Source organism: Mucilaginibacter gracilis (genome assembly GCF_003633615.1).
Taxonomy (GTDB): domain Bacteria; phylum Bacteroidota; class Bacteroidia; order Sphingobacteriales; family Sphingobacteriaceae; genus Mucilaginibacter; species Mucilaginibacter gracilis.
Genome location: NZ_RBKU01000001.1, coordinates 1,204,731 through 1,226,194, shown reverse-complemented (window position 1 = coordinate 1,226,194; position 21,464 = coordinate 1,204,731). Strand labels below are relative to the sequence as shown.

At 42.1% G+C, this 21,464-nt stretch carries 19 protein-coding genes; 6 read left to right on the top strand and 13 right to left on the bottom strand.

Annotated elements, in window-relative coordinates; translation table 11 throughout:
* Positions 1-47: 47 nt before the first annotated feature.
* From BDD43_RS05230 to BDD43_RS05220, 3 genes are read right to left on the bottom strand one after another with little or no spacing between them, the layout of a single operon-like run.
* Complete coding sequence (locus BDD43_RS05230) at positions 48-1,673, bottom strand: NADP-dependent glyceraldehyde-3-phosphate dehydrogenase (protein ID WP_121196745.1); 1,626 nt, start codon at positions 1,671-1,673, stop codon at positions 48-50.
* 16 nt (positions 1,674-1,689) lie between these two features.
* Positions 1,690-3,054 carry an MFS transporter gene (locus BDD43_RS05225; RefSeq protein WP_121196744.1) on the bottom strand — a complete coding sequence of 455 codons (1,365 nt, stop codon included), beginning with the start codon at positions 3,052-3,054 and terminating at the stop codon, positions 1,690-1,692.
* Positions 3,055-3,082: 28 nt separating this feature from the next.
* Positions 3,083-3,742 (bottom strand): beta/alpha barrel domain-containing protein, encoded by a 660-nt coding sequence (locus BDD43_RS05220; protein WP_121196743.1) that lies wholly within the window; start codon positions 3,740-3,742, stop codon positions 3,083-3,085.
* Between the two features lie 227 nt (positions 3,743-3,969).
* Between BDD43_RS05220 and BDD43_RS05215 the strand changes: the two genes are divergently transcribed.
* From BDD43_RS05215 to BDD43_RS05200, 4 genes are all read left to right on the top strand, one after another.
* Positions 3,970-4,995 carry a sugar kinase gene (locus BDD43_RS05215; RefSeq protein WP_121201888.1) on the top strand — a complete coding sequence of 342 codons (1,026 nt, stop codon included), beginning with the start codon at positions 3,970-3,972 and terminating at the stop codon, positions 4,993-4,995.
* Between the two features lie 104 nt (positions 4,996-5,099).
* Positions 5,100-5,552, top strand: a complete 453-nt coding sequence (locus tag BDD43_RS05210) for a YhcH/YjgK/YiaL family protein (RefSeq protein ID WP_121201887.1) — start codon at positions 5,100-5,102, stop codon at positions 5,550-5,552.
* 225 nt (positions 5,553-5,777) lie between these two features.
* Positions 5,778-6,149 (top strand): hypothetical protein, encoded by a 372-nt coding sequence (locus BDD43_RS05205; protein ID WP_121196742.1) that lies wholly within the window; start codon positions 5,778-5,780, stop codon positions 6,147-6,149.
* A 150-nt stretch (positions 6,150-6,299) separates the two neighbouring features.
* Entirely contained in the window at positions 6,300-6,863 is a 564-nt protein-coding gene (locus tag BDD43_RS05200; protein WP_121196741.1) for a hypothetical protein, read from the top strand.
* Positions 6,864-6,885: 22 nt separating this feature from the next.
* Here BDD43_RS05200 and BDD43_RS05195 read toward each other — a convergent pair whose 3' ends face one another.
* The 10 genes from BDD43_RS05195 to BDD43_RS05155 form a co-directional block, all read right to left on the bottom strand.
* A complete protein-coding gene (locus tag BDD43_RS05195; RefSeq protein WP_121196740.1) occupies positions 6,886-7,902 on the bottom strand; it encodes a sugar kinase in 1,017 nt (338 codons plus the stop codon).
* The gene (gene uxaC / locus BDD43_RS05190) at positions 7,899-9,299 is read right to left on the bottom strand and encodes a glucuronate isomerase (RefSeq protein ID WP_121196739.1); all 1,401 of its coding nucleotides are present in this window, start codon (positions 9,297-9,299) and stop codon (positions 7,899-7,901) included. The genes BDD43_RS05195 and uxaC overlap by 4 nt, the downstream gene beginning before the upstream one ends.
* Before the next feature lie 143 nt (positions 9,300-9,442).
* On the bottom strand, positions 9,443-11,095 hold the full coding sequence (locus BDD43_RS05185; protein ID WP_121196738.1) for a UxaA family hydrolase: 1,653 nt from the start codon (positions 11,093-11,095) through the stop codon (positions 9,443-9,445).
* Between the two features lie 5 nt (positions 11,096-11,100).
* Entirely contained in the window at positions 11,101-12,612 is a 1,512-nt protein-coding gene (locus BDD43_RS05180) for a tagaturonate reductase (protein WP_121201886.1), read from the bottom strand.
* Positions 12,613-12,623: 11 nt separating this feature from the next.
* On the bottom strand, positions 12,624-12,752 hold the full coding sequence (locus tag BDD43_RS30755) for a hypothetical protein (RefSeq protein WP_262707401.1): 129 nt from the start codon (positions 12,750-12,752) through the stop codon (positions 12,624-12,626).
* An 18-nt stretch (positions 12,753-12,770) separates the two neighbouring features.
* Positions 12,771-14,699: a glycoside hydrolase family 88 protein gene (locus tag BDD43_RS05175; protein ID WP_121196737.1), complete on the bottom strand. Its 1,929-nt coding sequence runs from the start codon at positions 14,697-14,699 to the stop codon at positions 12,771-12,773.
* A gap of 6 nt (positions 14,700-14,705) precedes the next feature.
* On the bottom strand, positions 14,706-16,355 hold the full coding sequence (locus tag BDD43_RS05170) for a glycoside hydrolase family 28 protein (RefSeq protein ID WP_121196736.1): 1,650 nt from the start codon (positions 16,353-16,355) through the stop codon (positions 14,706-14,708).
* Positions 16,356-16,361: 6 nt separating this feature from the next.
* Complete coding sequence (gene kduI, locus BDD43_RS05165) at positions 16,362-17,192, bottom strand: 5-dehydro-4-deoxy-D-glucuronate isomerase (protein ID WP_121201885.1); 831 nt, start codon at positions 17,190-17,192, stop codon at positions 16,362-16,364.
* Between the two features lie 89 nt (positions 17,193-17,281).
* A complete protein-coding gene (locus tag BDD43_RS05160; protein WP_121201884.1) occupies positions 17,282-18,052 on the bottom strand; it encodes an SDR family oxidoreductase in 771 nt (256 codons plus the stop codon).
* Between the two features lie 437 nt (positions 18,053-18,489).
* Positions 18,490-19,077, bottom strand: a complete 588-nt coding sequence (locus tag BDD43_RS05155) for a porin family protein (RefSeq protein ID WP_121196735.1) — start codon at positions 19,075-19,077, stop codon at positions 18,490-18,492.
* 115 nt (positions 19,078-19,192) lie between these two features.
* Here BDD43_RS05155 and BDD43_RS05150 point away from each other — a divergent pair, with 115 nt between their 5' ends.
* Positions 19,193-19,408 carry a hypothetical protein gene (locus tag BDD43_RS05150; RefSeq protein ID WP_121196734.1) on the top strand — a complete coding sequence of 72 codons (216 nt, stop codon included), beginning with the start codon at positions 19,193-19,195 and terminating at the stop codon, positions 19,406-19,408.
* Between the two features lie 64 nt (positions 19,409-19,472).
* Complete coding sequence (locus tag BDD43_RS05145) at positions 19,473-21,221, top strand: S41 family peptidase (RefSeq protein WP_121196733.1); 1,749 nt, start codon at positions 19,473-19,475, stop codon at positions 21,219-21,221.
* Positions 21,222-21,464 lie beyond the last annotated feature (243 nt).

Genomic DNA, 21,464 nt, shown 5'->3' with positions numbered 1-21,464 from the left:
GCCCGCCTTGTTGCCAAAGCGGGCTTCCAAATAATGACTGAGTTATTTTAAAAGATATACTTGGTACTCAAAAAGTTTGAATCGTGATTGTTTACTATCTCGTTAATAATGGCTTTGTTGGCATCGTTAAGTTTGGTTGCTACCAACGACCGGATAGAGAAACTGCGTAAGGCATCAACAACCGATAATGTGCCTTCGGCACTGTCTTTACGGCCGGTGAACGGAAACACATCAGGGCCGCGCTGGCACTGGGCGTTAATGTTAACACGACTAACCAGGTTAACAAAGGGATCAATCAGGGCCGAAATTTCTTCTGCATCGTTACTAAATATACTTACCTGCTGCCCGTGTACCGAATCTAATTGGTACTGGATAGGCTCTTCTATGCTTTCGTAAGGTACAATTGGTATAATAGGGCCAAACTGCTCTTCGCGGTAAAGTTTCATTGACGAGTTAACCGGGTAAACAATAGCCGGGAATACAATAGAAGCTGCCGTTGCGCCACCATTTTCGTTTATCACCTTGCCACCATGTGCGGCAGCATCGTCAATGCACTGTTTTAAGTACTCTGGTTTTTGAGGTTCGGCTAACGGGGTGATGGCTACACCTTTTTCCCAGGGCATACCTAATTTTAACTTGGCAACCTCGGCACTAAGCAAGGTATTAAACTGGTCTACAACATCTTTGTGAACAAAGAAGATTTTTAAGGCCGTGCAACGTTGCCCGTTGAATGATAAAGAGCCTAAAACTGCTTCGCTTACGGCAATTTTAAGGTCGGCACTTTTGGTTACAATGGCTACGTTTTTAGCATCTAAGCTTAAAATGGCACGCAGGCGGTTAACCTTGGGGTGCATTTTTTTCAGCTCGTTAGCCACCTTGCTGGATCCTATCAGTGTAAGTACATTTACCTTGCCCGATTGCATTAAACCAGGTACCGTATTGGCACCACGGCCATAAACAGTATTTACAACTCCCTTAGGAAAGCAATCGCGGAAAGCCTCCAATAGCGGGTAGTGAACCAAAGTACCATGCTTTGGTGGTTTAAACAGAATGGTATTGCCCATTATAAGGGCCGGTATAAGCGTAGTAAAGGTTTCGTTTAAAGGGTAGTTAAATGGCCCCATACAAAGTACCACACCAAGTGGCGAGCGGCGTGTTTGCGCCACAATGCCCTGCTCAATAATAAACCGCGACGATTCGCGATCAATATCTTTTAGCGCATCAATTGTAAGGTTAATGTATTCAACAGTACGGTCAAACTCCTTGGTTGAATCGGCAATTGATTTGCCAATTTCCCACATAATTAGTTTAATAACCTTATCGCGTTGCTCAAGCATTTTAAAGGTAAATTGCTCAACGCATTTAATACGGTCGGCAACGGTCATGGTTGGCCATTCGCCGCGGCCGTTGTTATAGGCTGCTGTAGCGGCATCTAACGCTTCCATCGCTTCGGTTTCGGTACCTAAAGGGTAGCTGCCTATTAACTTTCTTTTTAAGCCATCGGCGCTTGGGAAACACACCGGCGAGTACACATCGCTAACCGGGCCATTCCATTTTTTCATTTCGCCATTGCTCAAATATTCGCGCTGGTGAACTTCTTCACCCAACTGATATTCAGCCGGAATTTGGCTCTCCTCAATAAATAAGGATTTCAATTGATCTTCAAAACTCATTATAAATTTTTAGTTTTTATATTTCGATAAGCTTGTACTTTGGCACTAATGCTTTCATCACTACCCAGGCAATAAGGTATGCCGTGGCGCATATGGCAAACATAATGGTATAACCTGTTTCAATATGGCCCAAAGCTTTGTAATAGTCAAATAGCGCACCCCCAAGTTTAGTAATTAAAACGCCGCCAAGGCCACCGGCCATGCCGCCGATACCTATTACAGAACCAACTGTTTTTTTAGGAAACATGTCTGACACGGTAGTGAATATATTTGCCGACCATGCCTGGTGAGCCGATGCTCCAATACCTATTAATATTACAGGCATCCAGTATGAGGTATGCCCTAAAGGCTGTGCCAATAATACAACCAGCGGTATAAAGGCTATCAATAACATGGCACGCATACGGCCATCATAAGGTGTATATCCTTTTTTAATAAAGTACGCCGGGAAGTAGCCACCGCCAATACTGCCAAACATCGTCATGCTATAAAGTACAGCCAAAGGTATTTGTGTGGCCAAGCCTTGAATGTGGTATTGATCTTTCAAAAAAGCAGGTAGCCAAAATAAAAAAAACCACCATACGCCATCAGTCATAAACTTACCAAACGTAAAGGCCCAGGTTTGTCGGTAACCTAACAGTCTAACCCATGATACCTTTTCGGTTCCACCTGCTGCAACTTCGGCTTTATGGTCTTCCTGGTCGCTGTTAATGTAGTCAAATTCTTCTTTCGATAATCTTTTTTGCTGATCCGGGCGTTCATAGCAAATTAGCCAAAAGGCCAGCCAAATAAAACCAATAGCTCCTATAATTAAAAATGCCGATTCCCAACCCCAATGTAAAGCAATCCACGGAACGGATAGCGGAGCCAAAATAGCCCCCACGTTTGAGCCGGAGTTGAAAATTCCTGTTGCAAACGAACGTTCTTTTTTAGGAAAATACTCTGCAGTGGCCTTAATAGCCGCCGGAAAGTTTCCCGATTCGCCCAAGCCAAGCACCGCTCTCGAAAACATAAAGCCCAGTATAGATACGGGTACCGTAGCAATGCCTATCCATCCTAGTAAAAAGCTTATTTTTTCGCCTATCGGGATAGCAAGCGCATGTATAATAGCACCAACAGACCATAGTATGATTGCCAATGCATAACCCTTTTTGGTGCCCAACTTATCAATAATACGGCCGGCAAAAAGCATAGATATGGCATATACAAACTGAAACATTGCCGCTATATCCGCATAGTCACTATTGGTCCAGTGAAACTGCTCTTCGAGTGTCGGCTTTAAAAGGCTTAATACCTGCCTGTCTAAATAGTTTACTGTTGTTGCAAAAAACAGCAGCGCGCAAATAGTCCAGCGGTAGTTACCTACTTTTTTGATCTCCATTTTTTAATTTAGTTTATTGGTTGGTTTTTTAGCGGCAGGCTTTTACTATCTCTATAGCTTGTTTGGTAGCCTCGGTTAATTCGGCATATTTTTCGTTTTCCATTACATCTTTGCTTACCAGTTTGCTTCCCATCCCAACTGCGCAAACACCTGCTTTAAACCAACCCGAAATGCTCTCTTTGGTCATGTCAACACCACCGGTAGGCATAAATAACAGGTTAGGGAATAATTCTTTAATTCCCGAAAGGAAGGCAGGGCCTAATATATTGCCAGGGAATAATTTGATAACCTTGGCACCTAACTTTTCGGCACGTATAATTTCGCTGGGCGTCATACAGCCCGGAAACCATAAAATGTCGTTTTTATCAGCAACCGGCACAACATCTTCAACAAGGCCGGGGCTAATAATGTAATCTGCACCGGCATCAATAAATTTTTGGGCTGTTTCGCCGTCTTTTATAGTGCCAATACCCAGGTACATTCCTTTAAGTTCGGTATCGCAAACTTTGCGTAATACTTTAAAGTTTTCGTAAGCTGCCTCGCCCCGGTTAGTGTACTCAATTGTTTTAATGCCGGCTTCGTAAAGTGCGTGTAAAAGCTTCACGCTTACTTCGGGGCTCTTGTTAAAAAATAATGGTAAAATACCTTGCTCTGGTATTAATTTTAAAAGAGTTGATTTTTTGTCCATAGTAGTAGTTTTATATACCTTAATACATTTGGGGCTAAAAGTAGAAAGAATTACTATAAAGATAATAGTGTATTTGGCATTTAATGCAATTATTTACGCAATCGTTCCCGTAAATTTTTATTATAAAAACTTAATAATTAGTAAGGTTTAATGTAATTTTGACACGCTCGGTTATTATTGAGCATTATGCCCATAACTTATTTATCAAATTTAATCATATAAAAACGATGTCTAAAAAAGTCGTAACTCTTGGAGAGATAATGTTGAGATTATCAACTCCTGATTTCAAAAGGTTTGTTCAATCCGATACCTTTGATGTTACTTATGGTGGTGGCGAAGCAAACGTAGCAGCCGCATTATGCAACTATGGTTTAAATGGTACCTTCGTGTCAAAAGTACCCGCTAACCCAATTGGCCAGGCAGCTATTAACCACCTGCGCCGTTATGGCGTAGATACCCAATTTGTAGCCCGTGGTGGTAAACGTTTAGGGATATACTTTTTGGAGACAGGTGCTTCAATGCGTGCTTCGCAAGTAGTTTATGACCGTGCCGATGCATCAATATCAGAAGTTGAAGCCAGTGAGTTTGATTTTGATAAGATTTTTGAAGGTGCCGATTGGTTTCACACTACCGGTATTACCCCTGCATTGAGCGACAAAGCTGCCGCTTTAACTTTAGCTGCTTTAAAAGCTGCAAAAGCTAAAGGCATTACAACTTCTATCGATTTAAATTACCGCAAAAAACTTTGGAGCAAAGAAAAAGCACGCGAAGTGATGACCGAGCTTTGTAAATATGTTGACGTATGTATTGGTAACGAAGAAGATGCCGACACTACTTTGGGTTTCAAAAGTGCTGGTACCGATGTAACTAAAGGCGAATTAAACCTTGATGGTTATAAAGATGTATTTAAACAAATGAAAGAAAAATTCGGTTTTAAATACATAGCATCTACATTGCGCGAAAGCCACTCAGCATCTGATAATGGATGGAGTGCTTTGGTATACGATGGTGCCGAGTTTTACCATACTAAAGAATACAATGTACGTATTGTTGACCGGGTGGGTAGCGGCGATTCGTTTGCCAGCGGTTTTATTTATGGTTTGGTAACAGGCCTGCCATTGGCTGACGCTGCCGAATTTGGTGTTGCTGCTTCGGCTATTAAACACACCATTCCTGGTGATTTGAACCACGCTACATTAACCGAAGTGCAGGAACTGGTTAAAGGTGATGGTTCTGGCCGTGTACAGAGATAACATTTAGTTCATAGTTGATGGTTCATAGATAATAGTAAGAAGTTAATTCGGCTTGCCTTTCTATGAACTATCAACCATGATCCATGAACCCCAAAACAAAAACAATGATTATAGATAAGTTAGCAGAAGCAGACAAATACTACAGTCTGCATAAAAATTATCAAGTTGCATTTGAATATCTTAAAGCGCAAGACTTGCTTAACATGGAAGTTGGCAAATACGAAGTTGCCGACGGTGTTTTGGCCATAGTATCTGATAAACCAGGTGTTACTACTGATGTTGCTTACGGTAAATTTGAATGCCATAACAAAAACATCGATATCCAACTATGCATACGTGGTAACGAAACTATTGCATGGAAGCCCCGCGCAGACTGTGTAGACCCAAGAGGCGAGTACAGCGACGAAAAAGACGTGCTTTTTTACAATGATGCTCCGGATATGAGCTTCCAGTTAAAAGGTGGCCAGTTTGCCATTTTTTATCCTGAAGATGTTCACGCGCCAATGATAGGTGATGATTTAATTAAGAAATTAGTAGTGAAGGTTAGAATAGCATAACCTCTACCACCAATAAGTAAAGCCGGTGCATCAACGTGCCGGCTTTTTTGTGTTTAAGGCAATTGCTATTAATTTGGTTAAAATAAACTTTCAATAATATTTGAAAGTAAGAAAACTTGTTTATATTTGTACGCGATATCGGCATCACAAGCTGATATATTTTTTAAATGTATATTTCAATTTTTACTGAAAATTCAATAATTAAAAACAATAAAACAAATCATCATGAATTACTTTATTTTAACCTACGCATTTTACTTAGCAATAAGCATTGCATTAACTATTTGGGTGGCCGGGGTGCTGTTTAAAAACGGGCGCATCTTTTTAGTGGATATTTTTCATGGTAATACCCTACTGGCCGATTCTGTTAACAAGTTGTTGGTAGTAGGTTTTTACCTTATCAATGTTGGATACATGAGTTTGGCCTTAAAAGAAAGCGGAAACATACCTGGCGCTCAAGTTGTGGTTGAAGTATTAAGCTACAAACTTGGGTGGATTATACTCATATTAGGTGCAATGCATTTTTTAAATCTGATCGTTTTTTTCAAGCTGCGAAGCCGCGCCCAGCAACAGTTAAAAAACAACACCGGGGAATAGATTATCAGCCATACTCAAACAACCCGGCATGGTATGTGTATATAATACAATTTTATTTAAAGCTTTTTTATTTTAAACAAAGTAATTCAAATTATAGGCGGATATTTTGCGCTAAAGTAGCTTTGTTTTGTTTTTAACGCAATTTGTATTATGAATACCATACTTGAAACCGAAATAACAATAGGCGATGTTGTTGAACTCTCGCCCAATAAAATGTCTACCCTGGATGATTTTGATCTGGAAAAGTGTACTGTATTGGAAATAGACAAAGCAGGCCAACGTATTAAGGTGGCTTTTAATAACCACAACACAAGGGACGAAGATTTTTTTAGCAATAGTAGTATTGTGAACTGGTATACGCTAAAACACGTAATCAATATTGAACGCGATTACAAGGTGGTTGATATAACGGATAATCAAGATACCACAAATAACCAGCCGGTTACTTTTTTAGCAATGGCAAGGGTACATAAAACTATAAAACAATCGGCACGCGGGTATGAAATTACAAAGGTAATTAACGCCAATGATACCGAGACTTTTATTTTTGTAGGTGTACCTTATGCCGACTTAAAGCAATACTTGGGTAACATCAAGCGTATCAGTTTTTCTAAATTTAAAGCTGATGAGGTTTCAATAAACGGCAGCATTGCAAAAGCCTGGCTTTTTAAAGATAAGATTTTAGACGTAGAGGATATATTTGTATTGCAATAAGGTTACAAGGTAGTAGGTTAGCCTAATCTACCGCCTTAACATTCTTAACCGTTAACACATCTTGCCCGGTTGCGTCGCCTTGCTCTTGTAGCTTTCCAAAAGCGGCAGCGGTGGCATAGTTTAGCAGTTCTTGTGCCTCATGGTTATTGTAAAGGCCGTATATAAGGCCGGCCATAAAACAATCGCCACTGCCCGATCTGTCAACAACGCCTGCACAGCTAAATTCGTGCGAGTGGTAAAAATTGCCACCCGTATGTAGCGCGGTGTAGTATTTTAAGTTATCGCCTTCGCTATCAAACCTAAATGTGTTAGCTACGGTTTTACATTTCGGAAACATTTTCATGATCTCTGCCGATGTCGTTTCGGCATGGCTAAGGTAAGCTTGCTTACTTCGGCGGTCGTGAATGTGCTCGTCTATTTTGGTGCCCAGTAATGTGTTGGCACTCCAAATGTTGCCCATTATAACATCGCAATGTTTTACCAATTGGGGCATAATTTCAATGGGGCTTTTGCCATATTTCCAAAGGCGCGACCGATAATTCAGGTCTACCGAAATGGTGATCCCCTTACGGGATGCAGCCTCTAAGGCTTCCAGGCAAACGTCGGCAACGTTTTGGTTAATTGCCGGACTAATAGCTGTAAAGTTAAACCATGATACATCGCGTAAAACTTTGTCCCAATCAATCATTCCAGGTTTAAGTTCTGAGAAGGAAGAGTGTGCACGGTCGTACACCATGCTGCCCTTTAAATCGGCTCCACGTTCTAAGTAATAAACGCCTATACGGTTGCCTGCAAATAAAATGGACGAAGTAAAAATGCCTTTATATTCAAGATAATCTATCAAATGGTGGCTCATAAAATTGTCCGGTAAAACAGTACAATATTTTACCGGAACATTCCATCCTGCCAAGGCGGTTGCGGCGTTGGCTTCCGCACCGCCCATATACAATAAAAAAGGGTGTTTTTCGGCATTACTATCCTGTGGCGCGGGTGAAACGCGCAACAACAGTTCGCCAAAACATAAAACCTTACTTATCACCAGTTAAAATATTTTTGTGCGTTGTTATAGCTAATATCCTGTATCACTTTACCTAGCCATTCAATATCGTTAGGTAGCTCGCCATTTTCTACATCATCGCCAAACAGGTTACAAAGTATCCTGCGGAAATACTCGTGACGCGGAAACGATAAAAAGCTGCGCGAATCAGTCAACATGCCAACCATTTGGCTTACCAGGCCCATGTTGGATAGGGCATTTAATTGCTTGGTCATGCCGTCCTTCTGGTCTAAAAACCACCAGCCCGAACCAAACTGAATTTTACCGGCAACCGAGCCATCGTTAAAGTTACCAATCATGGTAGCCATTAACTCGTTATCGCGCGGGTTTAGGTTGTAAAGTATGGTTTTGGTTAGTTGGTTTGTGGTATCTAAACGGTTTAAAAATTTAGATAGTGCTACGCCCTGACTAAAATCGCCGATGGAGTCCCAACCCGTATCCGGACCTAAATTTGATAAGGCACGGGCATTGTTGTTGCGCAACGCGCCTAAATGATATTGCTGAACCCATCCCTTTTCGTGATCCCAAACGGCGAATTGGTATAGCATTGCCGATTTAAACTTCAGTACTTCGGTAGGCGTTAGTGCCTGGTTTGCGCGTATCTTTTCGAAAATGATGCTAATCTCGGCATCGGTATAATCTTCGGCATATATTTGCTCCAGGCCGTGGTCGCTTACTTTACAGCCGTTGGCCGCAAAATAATCATGGCGTTGTTTTAACGCCGATAGGTAGCTATCAAAGCTGTTAATGCTTACATTGCTAACCGCTTCAACCTTATCAATATAGGCGTTTAAACCGGCAACATCATCGGCATTCATTGCCTTGTCAGGACGGAAAGCGGGTGCAATTTTTGCTACCGCGCCATCTTTAGCAATTTTTTGGTGAAACTCAAGGTTGTCAATAGGATCATCTGTTGTACAGATCACCTTTACATTCATCTTTTTAATAAGGCCCTGTATCGAAAATTCTTTTGTTTGCAGTTTGGCCGATGTTTCTTTGTAAATTTCGTTGGCGTTAGCGCCGCTTAAAATGGTATCTATATCAAAGTAGCGCTGTAACTCCAAGTGTGTCCAATGGTAAAGTGGGTTACGCAGAGTATAAGGCACAGTTTCGGCCCATTTTTGAAACTTTTCTTCGTCAGTTGAATCGCCGGTAATATAGCGCTCATTAATGCCATTGGCGCGCATAGCACGCCATTTGTAATGGTCGCCATAAAGCCAGGCATGGGTAATGTTGTTGAAATTGATGTCGGCGGCTATTTGGTCGGGCGGCAAATGGCAGTGATAATCAATAATAGGCATTTCCTTGGCATACTCATGATAAAGCTCTTGTGCCGTTGGGGTTTGCAATAAAAAATTTTCGTCTAAGAACTTCTTCATTATATTTTGTGATTGCACCGATGTGGTTGCTATTACACCGATTTTTATTTATTTAACTATGGCATTGTAAGGAACGAAGCAACAGCAAATTTTATAGGGCGATTATGCCCCGTGCGATTGCTTCGTTCCTCAATGACAATTTATTATAAAGATATACCGCGTTTCCAGGGAATAAAATCGTCCTGACCGTGGCGTACTGCACTTACCTCAATTTCGCCGCTGGCTACTTTAATTACGTAATCTAAAATACGTTCGCCTGCCTGTTCAATAGTTTCGTCGCCATCGATTATCGAACCGGTATCGATATCAATAATGTCGCTCATTTTGTTGAACAACTTGGTGTTGGTTGATATTTTAATAACCGGAACAACCGGGTTACCGGTAGGCGTGCCCAAACCGGTGGTAAATAAAACCACGTTTGCTCCCGAAGCAACTTCGGCAGTGGTTGATTCTACATCATTACCCGGGGTACATAATAAATTTAAGCCAGGTTTAGTTACCTTTTCGGGATAATCCAATACATCAACCACAGGCGACGTACCACCTTTTTTAGCCGCTCCGGCAGATTTGATGGCATCGGTAATTAAGCCATCTTTAATATTACCCGGTGAAGGGTTCATGTCAAAACCCGAACCAACTTCTTCTGCGCGTTTGGCGTAGGTATTAACTAAATAGCTAAACCTATCGGCTTTTTCTTTATCCACACAACGGTCTATCAGGTTTTGCTCAACACCACAAAGCTCAGGGAACTCGGCCAGTATAACCGCGCCGCCCAAACTAACCAACAGATCGGAAGTGTAACCGATAGCGGGATTGGCCGATATGCCCGAAAACCCATCCGAACCACCACACTCTAAACCAATAATTATTTTGCTTAAAGGCGCCGGCTGCCTAACATTATTATTTGCTTCAATTAAACCAGCCATGGTTTGGCGGATAGCTAATTCTAACAAATCCGACTCCTTACCCACCTTTTGCTGATCCAGCACATACAAAGGCTTGCTAAAGTTTGGCGAGCGTTTTTTAATTTCTTCTTCCAGTATCGAAACCTGAGCATTTTGGCAACCTAAGCTCATTACAGTTGCACCCGCTACGTTAGGGTGAGTAATGTAGCCTGCAAGCAAGCCGCAAAGTGCAGTAGCATCCTGGCGGGTGCCGCCGCAGCCACCGTTGTGGGTTAAAAACTTTATACCATCAACGTTAGGGAAAATGCGGTTTGCTTTATCAATGGCAGTACCGTCTTTAACTTCGGTATACAAAACCTGCTCAACGCTACCGCCTTCTTTTACAAGGTTTATTAATTGCTGGGCCTTGGTGTGGTAGCTGTTGTGGCGGCCATAGCCAAGTGGTTTTACAAGGGCATCCTGTAATACCTCAAGGTTGCGGTTTTCGCAAAATACCATGGGTATAACCAACCAATAATTGCCAGTACCCACGCTGCCATCTTCACGGTGAAAACCGTTAAATGTTTTGCCAGCCCATTTACTGGTATCTGGCTTTTGCCACTCGTCATGATGTTGGGCGGTTAAAAAGCCGCTTGCCGCATGTTTTACATTAGCAGTGCTTAATAAACCACCGGCTTGTATATCGTTTTGTGCCTTGCCAACCAGTACGCCATACATCATTATTTGCTCGTCCTGTTTAATCAAATCCTCGGCAAATTTATGTTTAGCCGCAATAAACTCTTTTACAGTATAAGTTCTGCCCGCATATGTTGCGGTATCGCCCGGTTGCAAGTCTGTAAGTGCTACAACCACATTATCGGCAGGGTGTACTTTTAATATTGTTTGTTTCATTGTAATTAGCTTTCTAATTCTTTTTTGCTGGTAAGTTTTAATACGCCATGTTCCATTATTGCAGTCAGGTTTTTCAATACAGCCTCTTTAAAATCAGGCAAAATGGTTAGGTTAGGCCCGTCCCAAAGGTTTTCGTTTGCTAATATGCTTTCTACAACCTCTTCTAAATTTGCCAATTTCCAGGCTTCATAAAAAATTGGGGCGTTATCATCGGTAACTTTATATTCAACACCATTGTTGCTGCCAATGTATTCGCCTTTTGCGTTTTTCTCAACCTTCATAAAACGGAGGAACGCTGCAAAGCCAAAAGCAATATACTGGGGCACGGTGCTGCCCAGCCTGTAATGCTGTAGTAAAACAGGCACCACACGCATTTTTATTTTTGATGAGTATTGTGCCGATATACTGATCCACATGTGCTCAATATGCGGGTTGCGGAACCTATCTAATACCTTGCCTGCAAAATCGTGTTTTAATTCGGTAGAAACATTGTATGGAATGGCAGGTGCAATATCATTGACCATTAACTCATAAATAAATTCTGAAAAGGCTTTATCGTCCATTGCAACTTTTACCGTTGGGAAGCCCGAAAGGAATGCTACCGCGCAGGTTAAAGTATGCGTGCCGTTAAGCAACCGCAGTTTTAACTCGCGGAATATTTCAATATCAGGCGCAATAACTACGCCTTTATCTGCCTGTGCAAACGTTAGTGCCGATTTTATATGCTCATCGCCCTCAATGGCCCAAAGGCTATAAACCTCGGATACGATGCGAAGATCGTCTTTGTAACCGCCTGCCGACTCCAGTAAGTCGAGTGTTTTTGCATCCGGTTTACCCGGAACAATTCTATCAACCAGCGAATTGCAAAAATGATTTGCCGAGTTTAACCAGGTAATAAATTCCCCGTCTAAATTGTTGTTTTCGGCTAACTGTAAAACAATGGCCTTTAATTTTTTGCCATTATCAACAATCAGTTCGGTAGGTACAATAACCAAACCGCTTTCGGGAGTGCCTCCAAGGGCTTTATACCGTTCGTGCAATACGGCAAGCAATTTACCGGGGAACGATACCGGGGGGGTATTGTTAATGTCGTCTTCAACCAGTTGAATGCCAACCTCTGTTGTGTTTGATATTACCACTTGCAGCCCGGGGTTGCGGGCAAATTCCATAATGGCTTCCCAATCTTTTCCGGCAGTTAATACGCGGCTTATAGCCGAGCATATTACGCTTTCGTCAATCCTTTCGCCGTTTTCAATCCCTTTTATCGAAAGGGTATATAAACTATCCTGCTGATCGAACTCGGTAGCCGAACCCGTATCGGTTGATTTAACTACCACCACACGGCCATTAAAAATGCCCTGGCGGTTAGCTTTATCAATAAAATAATCGGGCAGGCCCCTTAATAAAACGCCTGTACCAAATTGCAGTACCTTTTCGGGAAGGCTAAATAGATTTTCGCCAGGCACTATCAGCCCTGGTACCGTTATGGATTTTAAATTATTTTGCGAGAGTATCATATCAGTTTTTGTTATTCCGTTAGTCCGTTTTGTTTGGCCCATTGCGGATAGGCTTTGTCAATTAATTTTTGCGGCCCGTTACCATGCCAGGTTAAACCTGCTATGGTAACTGAATGGATATGTTTAAATATCTCTTTCATGCCACACATTTTTCATGCTTATTTTTGTATTTGTTTAAGCGCCCACTTTACCAAATCGTTTGCGGCTTTATAATTGTCATAGTCGGCAGGTAATTTTCTGCCATCGGTATATTCGTTGTAAAACCAGGGGTCGCCAACGGCAAAAACAGTACCCTTGCCATACTTTGCTGTGGCGATGATAACGTCCTTTCCGTCAACTAACGATGCTACTGCCGGAGCACTTACCGCAAAGGTTGAAATCTCTTTAATGTAAATCTTTTTAGCAGTTTTAAATATCGGATCGGTTGTTGGGATGTTTATTGCTCCCGTTTCAAAGTGCGGTGTAGTTACGTGGTTGCGGCTGTCCTCGTTAAACTGAATGCCAAATTTGGCCATTAGTTTATTGAGGTGTTTAAATTCGGCGTTGCCTGTATCGTTATTCAATACAATAAGCATACCGCCCGCCTTAACCCAATCGCTTATGGCTTTAACATGCGCCTCTTCAATATATTTGGTGTTGGGGTTTTCTTTAGGAATATCAGGATCAACAATGATGTAGATGTCGCCTTTTTTTAGGTTGCTTGCAGTAGGGGCCTCAAAAAGCGTTGTGGTTTTTACACCATAGTTTTGAAAAACATTGTTAAAAAAGTTGAAACCATTGTTATCCTCCTCGCCCCATTTGTAATGGTATGATATGGTTGCGCCGGTTACGTCCTTTTTATGTTCATCGTTAAAATACGAATCGAGTATAACTGTTTTGCCTTTACCCAGGTTGCGGTTGGTTAACCGTTCCATTTCAACTGCCGCCTGTAAAAAAGCACCAATGCCTTTGGGGTCGTTAGTTACCACTTTCTCGCTCAGGTAATAAGCATAGCTACCATCGCGATAAGGGTTGCCGCCCAAGCCCGATACACTTACAGTGCCATTTAAATTGGTTAAGCCGTTGGCATCTGTTTCAATAAATTGTTTAATAATACCCGCATATCCTTTATTGGCTACGGCCAAAAAGCTTTCGGGTAAATTACCTTGCCGCACGCCTTTTGCCAAAGCGTAAACAAACATACTTGATGCCGAAGATTCAAGGTAATTACCCTTTTCTCCGGCCTTGTCTAATATATCATACCACACGCTCGATTTTGGGTCCTGATATTTTTGGATTGCTGTTGCCAGCCTGTTTAGTATCGCAACAATCTCTGGTCTTTTAGGGTGATTAGCAGGCAAATAATCCAGCACATCAACCAAAGCCATAGCATACCAGCCATCGGCCCTGGCCCAAAAATTTGGCGATAATCCGGTTTTAGGATCGGCCCATTTTTGCTTCTTGCTGTAATCCCAACCGTGATAAAGCAAACCTGTTTTAGGGTCGCGGGCATGTTGCTCCATCAGGATGTATTGTTTGGCTATATCGTCAAAGTCTTCTTCGTGATGAAATTCGGCGGCATATTCTGCGTAAAACGATTGGGCCATGTAAAGGCCATCAAGCCACATTTGGTCTTCATACACCTTTTTGTGCCAAAAACCACCTTCGGGCGTACGGGGTTGTTTTTTTAATTGGTCATACAAGGTAGTGGCAGCCTTTAAATATTTAGGCATACCGGTAACGTTGTACAGCGTGAGCAGGTTACGGCCGCATAATACGTTATCTAATGTGTAAGCATCGCTTTTGTAACCGGTGATGGTGCTTCCGTCGGCACTTATCAGGTTATCCATGCTTTGCTGAATGTACTTAAAATAGCTTTTATCGGCGGTTTGCAGCCAAACGCCCTCAAAACCTTTTAGTATTACGCCTTCATCATAGTTCCACCGTTTAAAGGGCTTGCCACCTGCTGCTGCCGACGTATCCGAAGGCATGTTCTTCATGATAGTAGCCGCAATTTTTTGCGACAGGGGTTTATCCTGCGCCTGGGTAAGAGATGCCGCCGCAAGCGTCGAAATCAATATTGTGCCTAATTTAATGATCTTCTTCATCGGGGCCTATTTTATAGTGATTGATTTTGCGGTAGCACCATCTTTAAACTCTACCTTGTTTTTAACTGCTGCAGTACTGGTGTTGCTTACCGCTACGTTTTCAGTTTTACTTCCGGATACCCTGAAAAGCAAATTGCTGTTGGCGTTGTAAGTAATGTTGTCCAGGTTAATGCTCTGGCTATTATCAATGCTGATAACCGGATTGGTTTCCTCTGTTATCAGTTGCAGGTTTTTAATATAAACGCCGGTTGCTTCGGTACAAACAACACCTTTTTTGGCTTTAATAACCAAATTGTTAAGGTATATGCCCGATATATTCATTTCGGGCAGGCCGCGTATAAATAGGGCGGTGGCCGCTCCGTTACAAACAATATTGCTTACGTGGAAATCGGTAAATTTAGGGGTAGCTTCGGTAACGGGTAATGCTTCAACTTTGGGAGCTTCACGTTTTTCGCCGGCAAGTACAACGGGGTCCTTAGCCATATAATACATGTCAAACAAAATAGCTTCGGCGCCAATATCTTTCATGTTAATATTGGTAACATAAATATTTTCTACCACACCACCGCGGCCGCGTGCTGTTTTAAAACGCAGGCCCACATCGGTACCTAAAAACGAGCAATTGTAAACAAAGATGTTTTTTGCCCCGCCGCTCATTTCGCTGCCGATAACAAAGCCGCCATGTGCATGGTAAACTACGCAGTTACGTACTATCACGTTCTCGGTTGGCTTGCCCAGTTTACGGCCAGCCTCGTCTCTGCCCGATTTAATGCAGATACCATCGTCGCCCACATCAAAAGTGCTGTTCTCGATCAATGCATTTGTGCTCGATTCCAGATCAATACCATCGCCATTTTGTGCATACCATGGGTTTTTAACAGTTACAGCGCGCAAGGTAACATCGGCACACAAAAATGGATGCAAGTTCCAGGCTGGGGAGTTTTGAAAGGTAACGCCTTCAAGCAGCACTTTTTTGCAATTGTTGAGTACAACCAAATTGGGACGCAAAAAATCTTTATAAACCTCAAAATCTTTAATGGTACGGCCATCTTTTAAAACACCAGGATCGGTAGCTTGCGAGCCATTGAATGATTTTTGGGTAGGATACCAGGTTTTTTTATCGGCACTTAATACACCACCCGAATTTACTTTGTCCTGCCATTGGTTTTCGCTCAGTTTATCTTTTTTCACCATTCGCCAGGCATCGCCATTACCATCAATTATGCCGCTACCCGTAATTGCAATGTTTTGCAAATCTTTACCGCTTATCGGCGATTTACATCTGCCGGCAGGTAAACCTTCGTAAGTGCCTTCAACAATGGGGTATTGGTCAAAGTCTTTGGTAAAAAGCAAAACGGCATCGCGGTCAAGGTGTAGGTTTACATTGCTTTTAAGGTCAATAGGCCCTGTGAGCCACACGCCGCCCTGTACTAAAACTACACCACCCCCTTTAGTACTGCAAGCCGTAATGGCATCGTTTATACTTTTGGTATTTAAGGTAATACCGTCTCCTTTGGCGTTGTATTGCTTAATATTAAAGGTATCGGTTTTAAAACCTACCTGCTTAACCTTAGGCAGGTTAATGCCGGGGAATTGCGCCAAAGCACAGTTCCCGATAGCCAGCAGGCCAAAACTTAACTTTAATATTTTGTTCATTTTTGCTTATTTCAATTCGTCAATGGCAACGGGGTCCATATCGCTGTAAACCTGGTTCTCGCCGGCCATACCCCAGATAAACGAGTAGTTAGCCGTGCCGCAACCAGAGTGGATTGACCATGGCGGCGAAATAACAGCTTCGTTATTTTTCATTACCAAATGCTTGGTTTGTTGCGGTTCGCCCATCAGGTGTAAAACTACCTGGCCTGGTGTTACATCAAAATAGAAGTACATTTCCATCCTGCGGTCGTGCGTGTGCGATGGCATGGTGTTCCAAACGCTGCCCGTACTTAAAACAGTTAAACCCATTACCAGTTGACAGCTACGAATACCATCTAAATGGATGTATTTATAAATGGTACGTGCATTTGATGTTTCGGCCGAGCCGATACTTACCGGTGTGGCATCTTCTTTTTTCAATAAAGCAGCAGGGTATTCTTTATGCGCTGGTGCCGATAACAGATAGTACATGGCCGGGTTGGCAGCATCAAGGCTTTTAAATATCACTTCTTTTGAGCCCTTACCCGCAAAAACGCAATCCAGTTTATTGATGGCGAATGTTTGGCCGTCAACAATAATTTCGCCGGCACCGCCAATGTTAATGATACCCAATTCGCGACGCTCTAAAAAATACTCGGCGCGCAATTCGGCATAATTTGGCAAAGTAATGGGGCCCTTTGCCGGAACCGCACTACCAACAATTACCCTATCGTAATGGCTGTAAACAAACTCAATTTCATCGGCCTTCATCAGGCTGTCTACTAAAAAGTTACCGCGCAGTTCGGCAGTTGTCATGGTACTTACCTCTTTTGCGCTGTTATGATATCGTTGTTCCATATTGTTATTTTGATTCCACCGATTGGAGTATGATTCCGCCGATGCTTTCATTCATTTATTCATTCAAAACTCAATCACTCAATCACTGGTTAGCGTCCCAGCCAGCCGCCGTCAACAGGTAGTATAACGCCGTTGATATAGTCGGATGCGGATGATGCTAAAAATATAGTTGCACCGCCCAGGTCACTTGCCTGGCCCCAGCGTGCTGCAGGTATGCGGTCTAAAATAGATTTACTTCTGTCGGGGTCTGCCCTTAAAGCTTCGGTATTGTCGGTAGCAATATAGCCCGGTGCAATAGCATTCACATTAACACCCTTTGATGCCCATTCGTTAGCAAACGCTTTTGTTAAGCTGCCAATTGCGCCTTTACTTGCCGCATAACCCGGTACGTTAATACCCCCTTGAAACGTTAATAGCGATGCAGTGAATATTACCTTGCCATAGCCCTGCTCAATCATGCGTTTACCAACTTCGCGCGTTAAAATAAAAGGGGCGTCGAGGTTAATGTTTAAAACCGTGTCCCAGTAATCATTAGGATGTTCGGCGGCAGGTTTGCGCATAATGGTACCGGCATTATTTACCAGTATATCAATGGTTGCGTTTTCGGCTAATACCTGTTTGGCAAATGCCTCGAGCGCTACGCGGTTACCAAAATCGCATTGGTAGGCTTTAAATTTACGGCCCAGTGCTGTAACTTCCTGTTCAACTTCGCTTCCGCTTAGTGCGATGGAAGCCGAAACGCCAATAATATCGGCCCCGGCTGCGGCAAGCGACAATGCCATTGCCTTACCTATACCACGATTACAACCAGTTACTACAGCCGTTTTGCCGGACAGATCAAATAATTTTTGCATTTGCATATTTGGTTTATAAACAAGATTAGGTTTTCGGTTTCCGAATGTAATTTCCCCAAGCAATTTTAAGGAGTTTATGTTAAAAACTACCATCTATACACAAAAAAAACTGTGCAATCGTTCCCGAAGATTGGTTTTTTAAGGTTAAATAATTTTATTAGCACTGCTAATTTGTTAAATATTTAAACATAAACAGCAAGGGGGTTAAAATAGCTTATGCTTATGTTAATATAATTTAATTTTAAGCCCTGTAGATATCAAATAAGCGTTACTTACACCAAAATTGGTGCCTTTAGTAACCAATTTTTACATTGCCAATTAAGTTAACCAGTAAAATTTAGGAGGAAGGGAAATTACAAAAGCATTGGCAGATTAAAGTAATAATGCCTGAGTAAAGTGAACCAGTTAATTTGCTGTTCGAGAGGCAAGCGATTAATAAAAAGTTACAATATTTTAAAGCCAATGCTAAAACTCCAAAGGTTGGGGCGTTCGCCGTATTTTTGGTTAATGCTGGTAAGCCCACCTTCGTAGCGGGCATCAAGGGCAATATTACCCAGATCGATACCTAAACCGGCTTGGTAACCCAGCGTGCTGTGGTTATAATCGCCCAGATCGCGGTAGGCCGCGCCAAGGTTATCAGAGAAGGTGGTGTTCCTATCCAAAACATACGAGTAAACCGGGCCAACCATTGCCCTGATGTTAAAACTGCTTGCACCGAACGATTGGCCAATTAAAACCGGAACATCCAGCGTGGTAAACCTTACTTTGGCATTGCCGCCAGCGGTGGTGCCGTTAGCATCGTAATTAAATTGCCCGCCTTTGCTGCTTGCATAAATTTCGGGTTCTAAGTATAATCCTTTACCAATACGTGCAAATGCCCCAAACAAGTAACCTGCCATGCTTGATTGGGTAAAGTTATCGGTATTTATTTTTGAAACGTTAACGCCGCCTTTTAAACCTAATACAAATTGAGCTTTAGTGCCTGTACTGATAACCACGAGGGTAACAAGTGTTAATAAAATCCTTTTCATGATGCTGAGATATTGGGGTTTACAAACAAAGTTTTTTTGATAATTGATGCATCAAATTTAATAAAACCATATATAGAATGGTTTTTTTTTATTTTTGTTCAAAAATCAACACACCATGGCCGAGATTAGCATCAGTAACAAAGATTGGGATAGAGTAAAAATTAAAGTTCAGCGTAAATATAACCATATAACCAACGAGCAATTAACCTACACCGAAGGCCAGGAAGATGACCTGATAACCCGCTTGATGAATTTGGTTAACCGCGATCGTAAATATGTTGTTTTTACCCTAAAAAAAGCATTGGTAAATATAGATAACAACCGTTTGTAAAATTTCACCTACATTTAAAACACAAAGCCTTTTTTACTACTTTTATATTTTAAAGTATAGTATTATGGAGAAGAGGCGCGTTGTGATTACTAAAAAGTACAAAAAGATAGGGATAGGTGCAGCAATTATATCACTTCCTTTAATTTTATGGAGCTTTAACGACGATCTTTTCCAGATATCAAAAAACCTGGAGGTTTTTACTGGTGTTTACCGCGAAATAAACATTAACTACGTTGACGAAGTAAATCCATCAAAACTGGTTAAAACCGGGGTTGATGCGATGCTTGACGGCCTGGACCCTTACACCGAATTTGTACCCGAATCGGAAATTGAAGATTATAAGCTTAGATACGTAAGCACACAATATGGCGGTATAGGTGCCAGTATCTTCTCCAAAGATAAAAAGGTCATCATATCTGAAGTTGCCGAAGGCTTTCCGGCACAGAAAGCAGATATACGCGCCGGCGACGAATTGCTTAAAATAAACGACATTGATTTATCTACCAAAAGCGGCGACGAGGTTAGTAGTTTGCTTAAAGGCAGCAAAGGGGCACCCGTTAAATTATTAATTAAACGCGATGGCGTGGCCGAACCAATAACCAAGGATCTTATCCGCGATGAAATTAAACAGCCCAATGTATCATACTTTGGTATGGTTGAGGGTAATATGGGTTACATAAAGCTGGATAAGTTTCTGGAGAACTCGGGCGATGAGGTTACCAATGCCCTGGTGAATTTGAAAAAAAATAACCCAAACGGTATTATACTTGATCTGCGCTCTAACGGTGGCGGTATTTTGCAGGAAGCCGTAAAAATTGTGAACCTGTTTGTGGCCAAAGACGTTGAAGTGGTATCGCAAAAAGGAAAAGTTCGCGAAAAAAACTACACTTACCGTACTTACAATAATCCTATCGAACCCAATTTGCCGTTGGTGGTTTTGGTAAACAGCCATTCAGCCTCGGCTTCCGAAATTGTTGCAGGCTCGCTGCAGGATTTGGACCGTGCGGTTGTTATAGGGCAGCGTAGTTATGGCAAGGGCCTGGTTCAGCAAACTTTTAATACCCCTTATAACAGTTTGGTTAAAATTACCATAGCTAAATATTACACGCCGTCGGGCCGTTGCATCCAGTCTCTCGACTATACACACCGTAAAGACGACGGCACGGTTGACCGCGTTGCCGATTCGGTAATGCATGAATTTAAAACCAAAGACGGACGCTCTGTTTACGATGGCAGTGCCATATACCCCGATGTTGTGGTTAAGCAAGAGCGTTTTGCCAATATTACCCAAAGCCTGGTGGGTAAATTGCTAATTTTTGATTACGCCACTCAATACCGCAAAACACACCCGCAATTGCCCAGTGCTAAAACTTATGCTTTGACCGATGCCGATTTTGGCGATTTTACGAGGTTTTTAACTAAAAAGGATTACTCGTATAGTAACCCATCAGAAAAGGTATTAAAGGAGCTTAAAAACGCTACCACCAAAGACGGCGAGTTTGCACAGATAAAAACCGAATACGAGGCTCTGCAAGCTAAACTGACCGCTGCCAAAACCAATGACTTAACCCAGCACAAAACTGAAATTAAACAGGTTTTGGAAAACGAAATCGTATCTCGTTACTATTATGACAAGGGGCGCTACGAATGCAACTTTAAATATGACAAGGAACTTGCACAGGCGGTAAAAACCATGCAAGATAAAAACCTGATGGCCGCAATACTGAAAGGCGAGGGCCAGTATAAAGTTATAGGCAAACCGCAAATTACAATGGCAGCCGCCAAACCCGAAAGCAAAACCGAAGAGAATTGATTTAAGACTGCTTTTTAACGGCGTTTCTTTTTTATTGTAAATCCTTATTTTAATTGGGGCTTTGGGTATCGTGTATTTTTCAATTTAAAATTGTTATAAAACAGCAAAGCCTCCTGATGGGCAGGAGGCCTTTACTAACCAATTATAAACCTAAATTATGAGAAGAGCTGTAGGAGAAGGAGTCGAACCTTCACGAAGTGGTTATTCTTATTGCTAAGAGTTTCCCAATATCTTCGCCACCGC

What these genes read in the sequence shown, in the direction of transcription:
- BDD43_RS05230 (WP_121196745.1), bottom strand. Translation starts at nt 1,673, where the DNA reads ATGAGTTTTGAAGATCAATTGAAATCCTTATTTATTGAGGAGAGCCAA.
- BDD43_RS05225 (WP_121196744.1), bottom strand. Translation starts at nt 3,054, where the DNA reads ATGGAGATCAAAAAAGTAGGTAACTACCGCTGGACTATTTGCGCGCTG.
- BDD43_RS05220 (WP_121196743.1), bottom strand. Translation starts at nt 3,742, where the DNA reads ATGGACAAAAAATCAACTCTTTTAAAATTAATACCAGAGCAAGGTATT.
- BDD43_RS05215 (WP_121201888.1), top strand. Translation starts at nt 3,970, where the DNA reads ATGTCTAAAAAAGTCGTAACTCTTGGAGAGATAATGTTGAGATTATCA.
- BDD43_RS05210 (WP_121201887.1), top strand. Translation starts at nt 5,100, where the DNA reads ATGATTATAGATAAGTTAGCAGAAGCAGACAAATACTACAGTCTGCAT.
- BDD43_RS05205 (WP_121196742.1), top strand. Translation starts at nt 5,778, where the DNA reads ATGAATTACTTTATTTTAACCTACGCATTTTACTTAGCAATAAGCATT.
- BDD43_RS05200 (WP_121196741.1), top strand. Translation starts at nt 6,300, where the DNA reads ATGAATACCATACTTGAAACCGAAATAACAATAGGCGATGTTGTTGAA.
- uxaC (WP_121196739.1), bottom strand. Translation starts at nt 9,299, where the DNA reads ATGAAGAAGTTCTTAGACGAAAATTTTTTATTGCAAACCCCAACGGCA.
- BDD43_RS05185 (WP_121196738.1), bottom strand. Translation starts at nt 11,095, where the DNA reads ATGAAACAAACAATATTAAAAGTACACCCTGCCGATAATGTGGTTGTA.
- BDD43_RS05180 (WP_121201886.1), bottom strand. Translation starts at nt 12,612, where the DNA reads ATGATACTCTCGCAAAATAATTTAAAATCCATAACGGTACCAGGGCTG.
- BDD43_RS30755 (WP_262707401.1), bottom strand. Translation starts at nt 12,752, where the DNA reads ATGAAAGAGATATTTAAACATATCCATTCAGTTACCATAGCAGGTTTA.
- BDD43_RS05175 (WP_121196737.1), bottom strand. Translation starts at nt 14,699, where the DNA reads ATGAAGAAGATCATTAAATTAGGCACAATATTGATTTCGACGCTTGCG.
- BDD43_RS05170 (WP_121196736.1), bottom strand. Translation starts at nt 16,355, where the DNA reads ATGAACAAAATATTAAAGTTAAGTTTTGGCCTGCTGGCTATCGGGAAC.
- kduI (WP_121201885.1), bottom strand. Translation starts at nt 17,192, where the DNA reads ATGGAACAACGATATCATAACAGCGCAAAAGAGGTAAGTACCATGACA.
- BDD43_RS05160 (WP_121201884.1), bottom strand. Translation starts at nt 18,052, where the DNA reads ATGCAAATGCAAAAATTATTTGATCTGTCCGGCAAAACGGCTGTAGTA.
- BDD43_RS05155 (WP_121196735.1), bottom strand. Translation starts at nt 19,077, where the DNA reads ATGAAAAGGATTTTATTAACACTTGTTACCCTCGTGGTTATCAGTACA.
- BDD43_RS05150 (WP_121196734.1), top strand. Translation starts at nt 19,193, where the DNA reads ATGGCCGAGATTAGCATCAGTAACAAAGATTGGGATAGAGTAAAAATT.
- BDD43_RS05145 (WP_121196733.1), top strand. Translation starts at nt 19,473, where the DNA reads ATGGAGAAGAGGCGCGTTGTGATTACTAAAAAGTACAAAAAGATAGGG.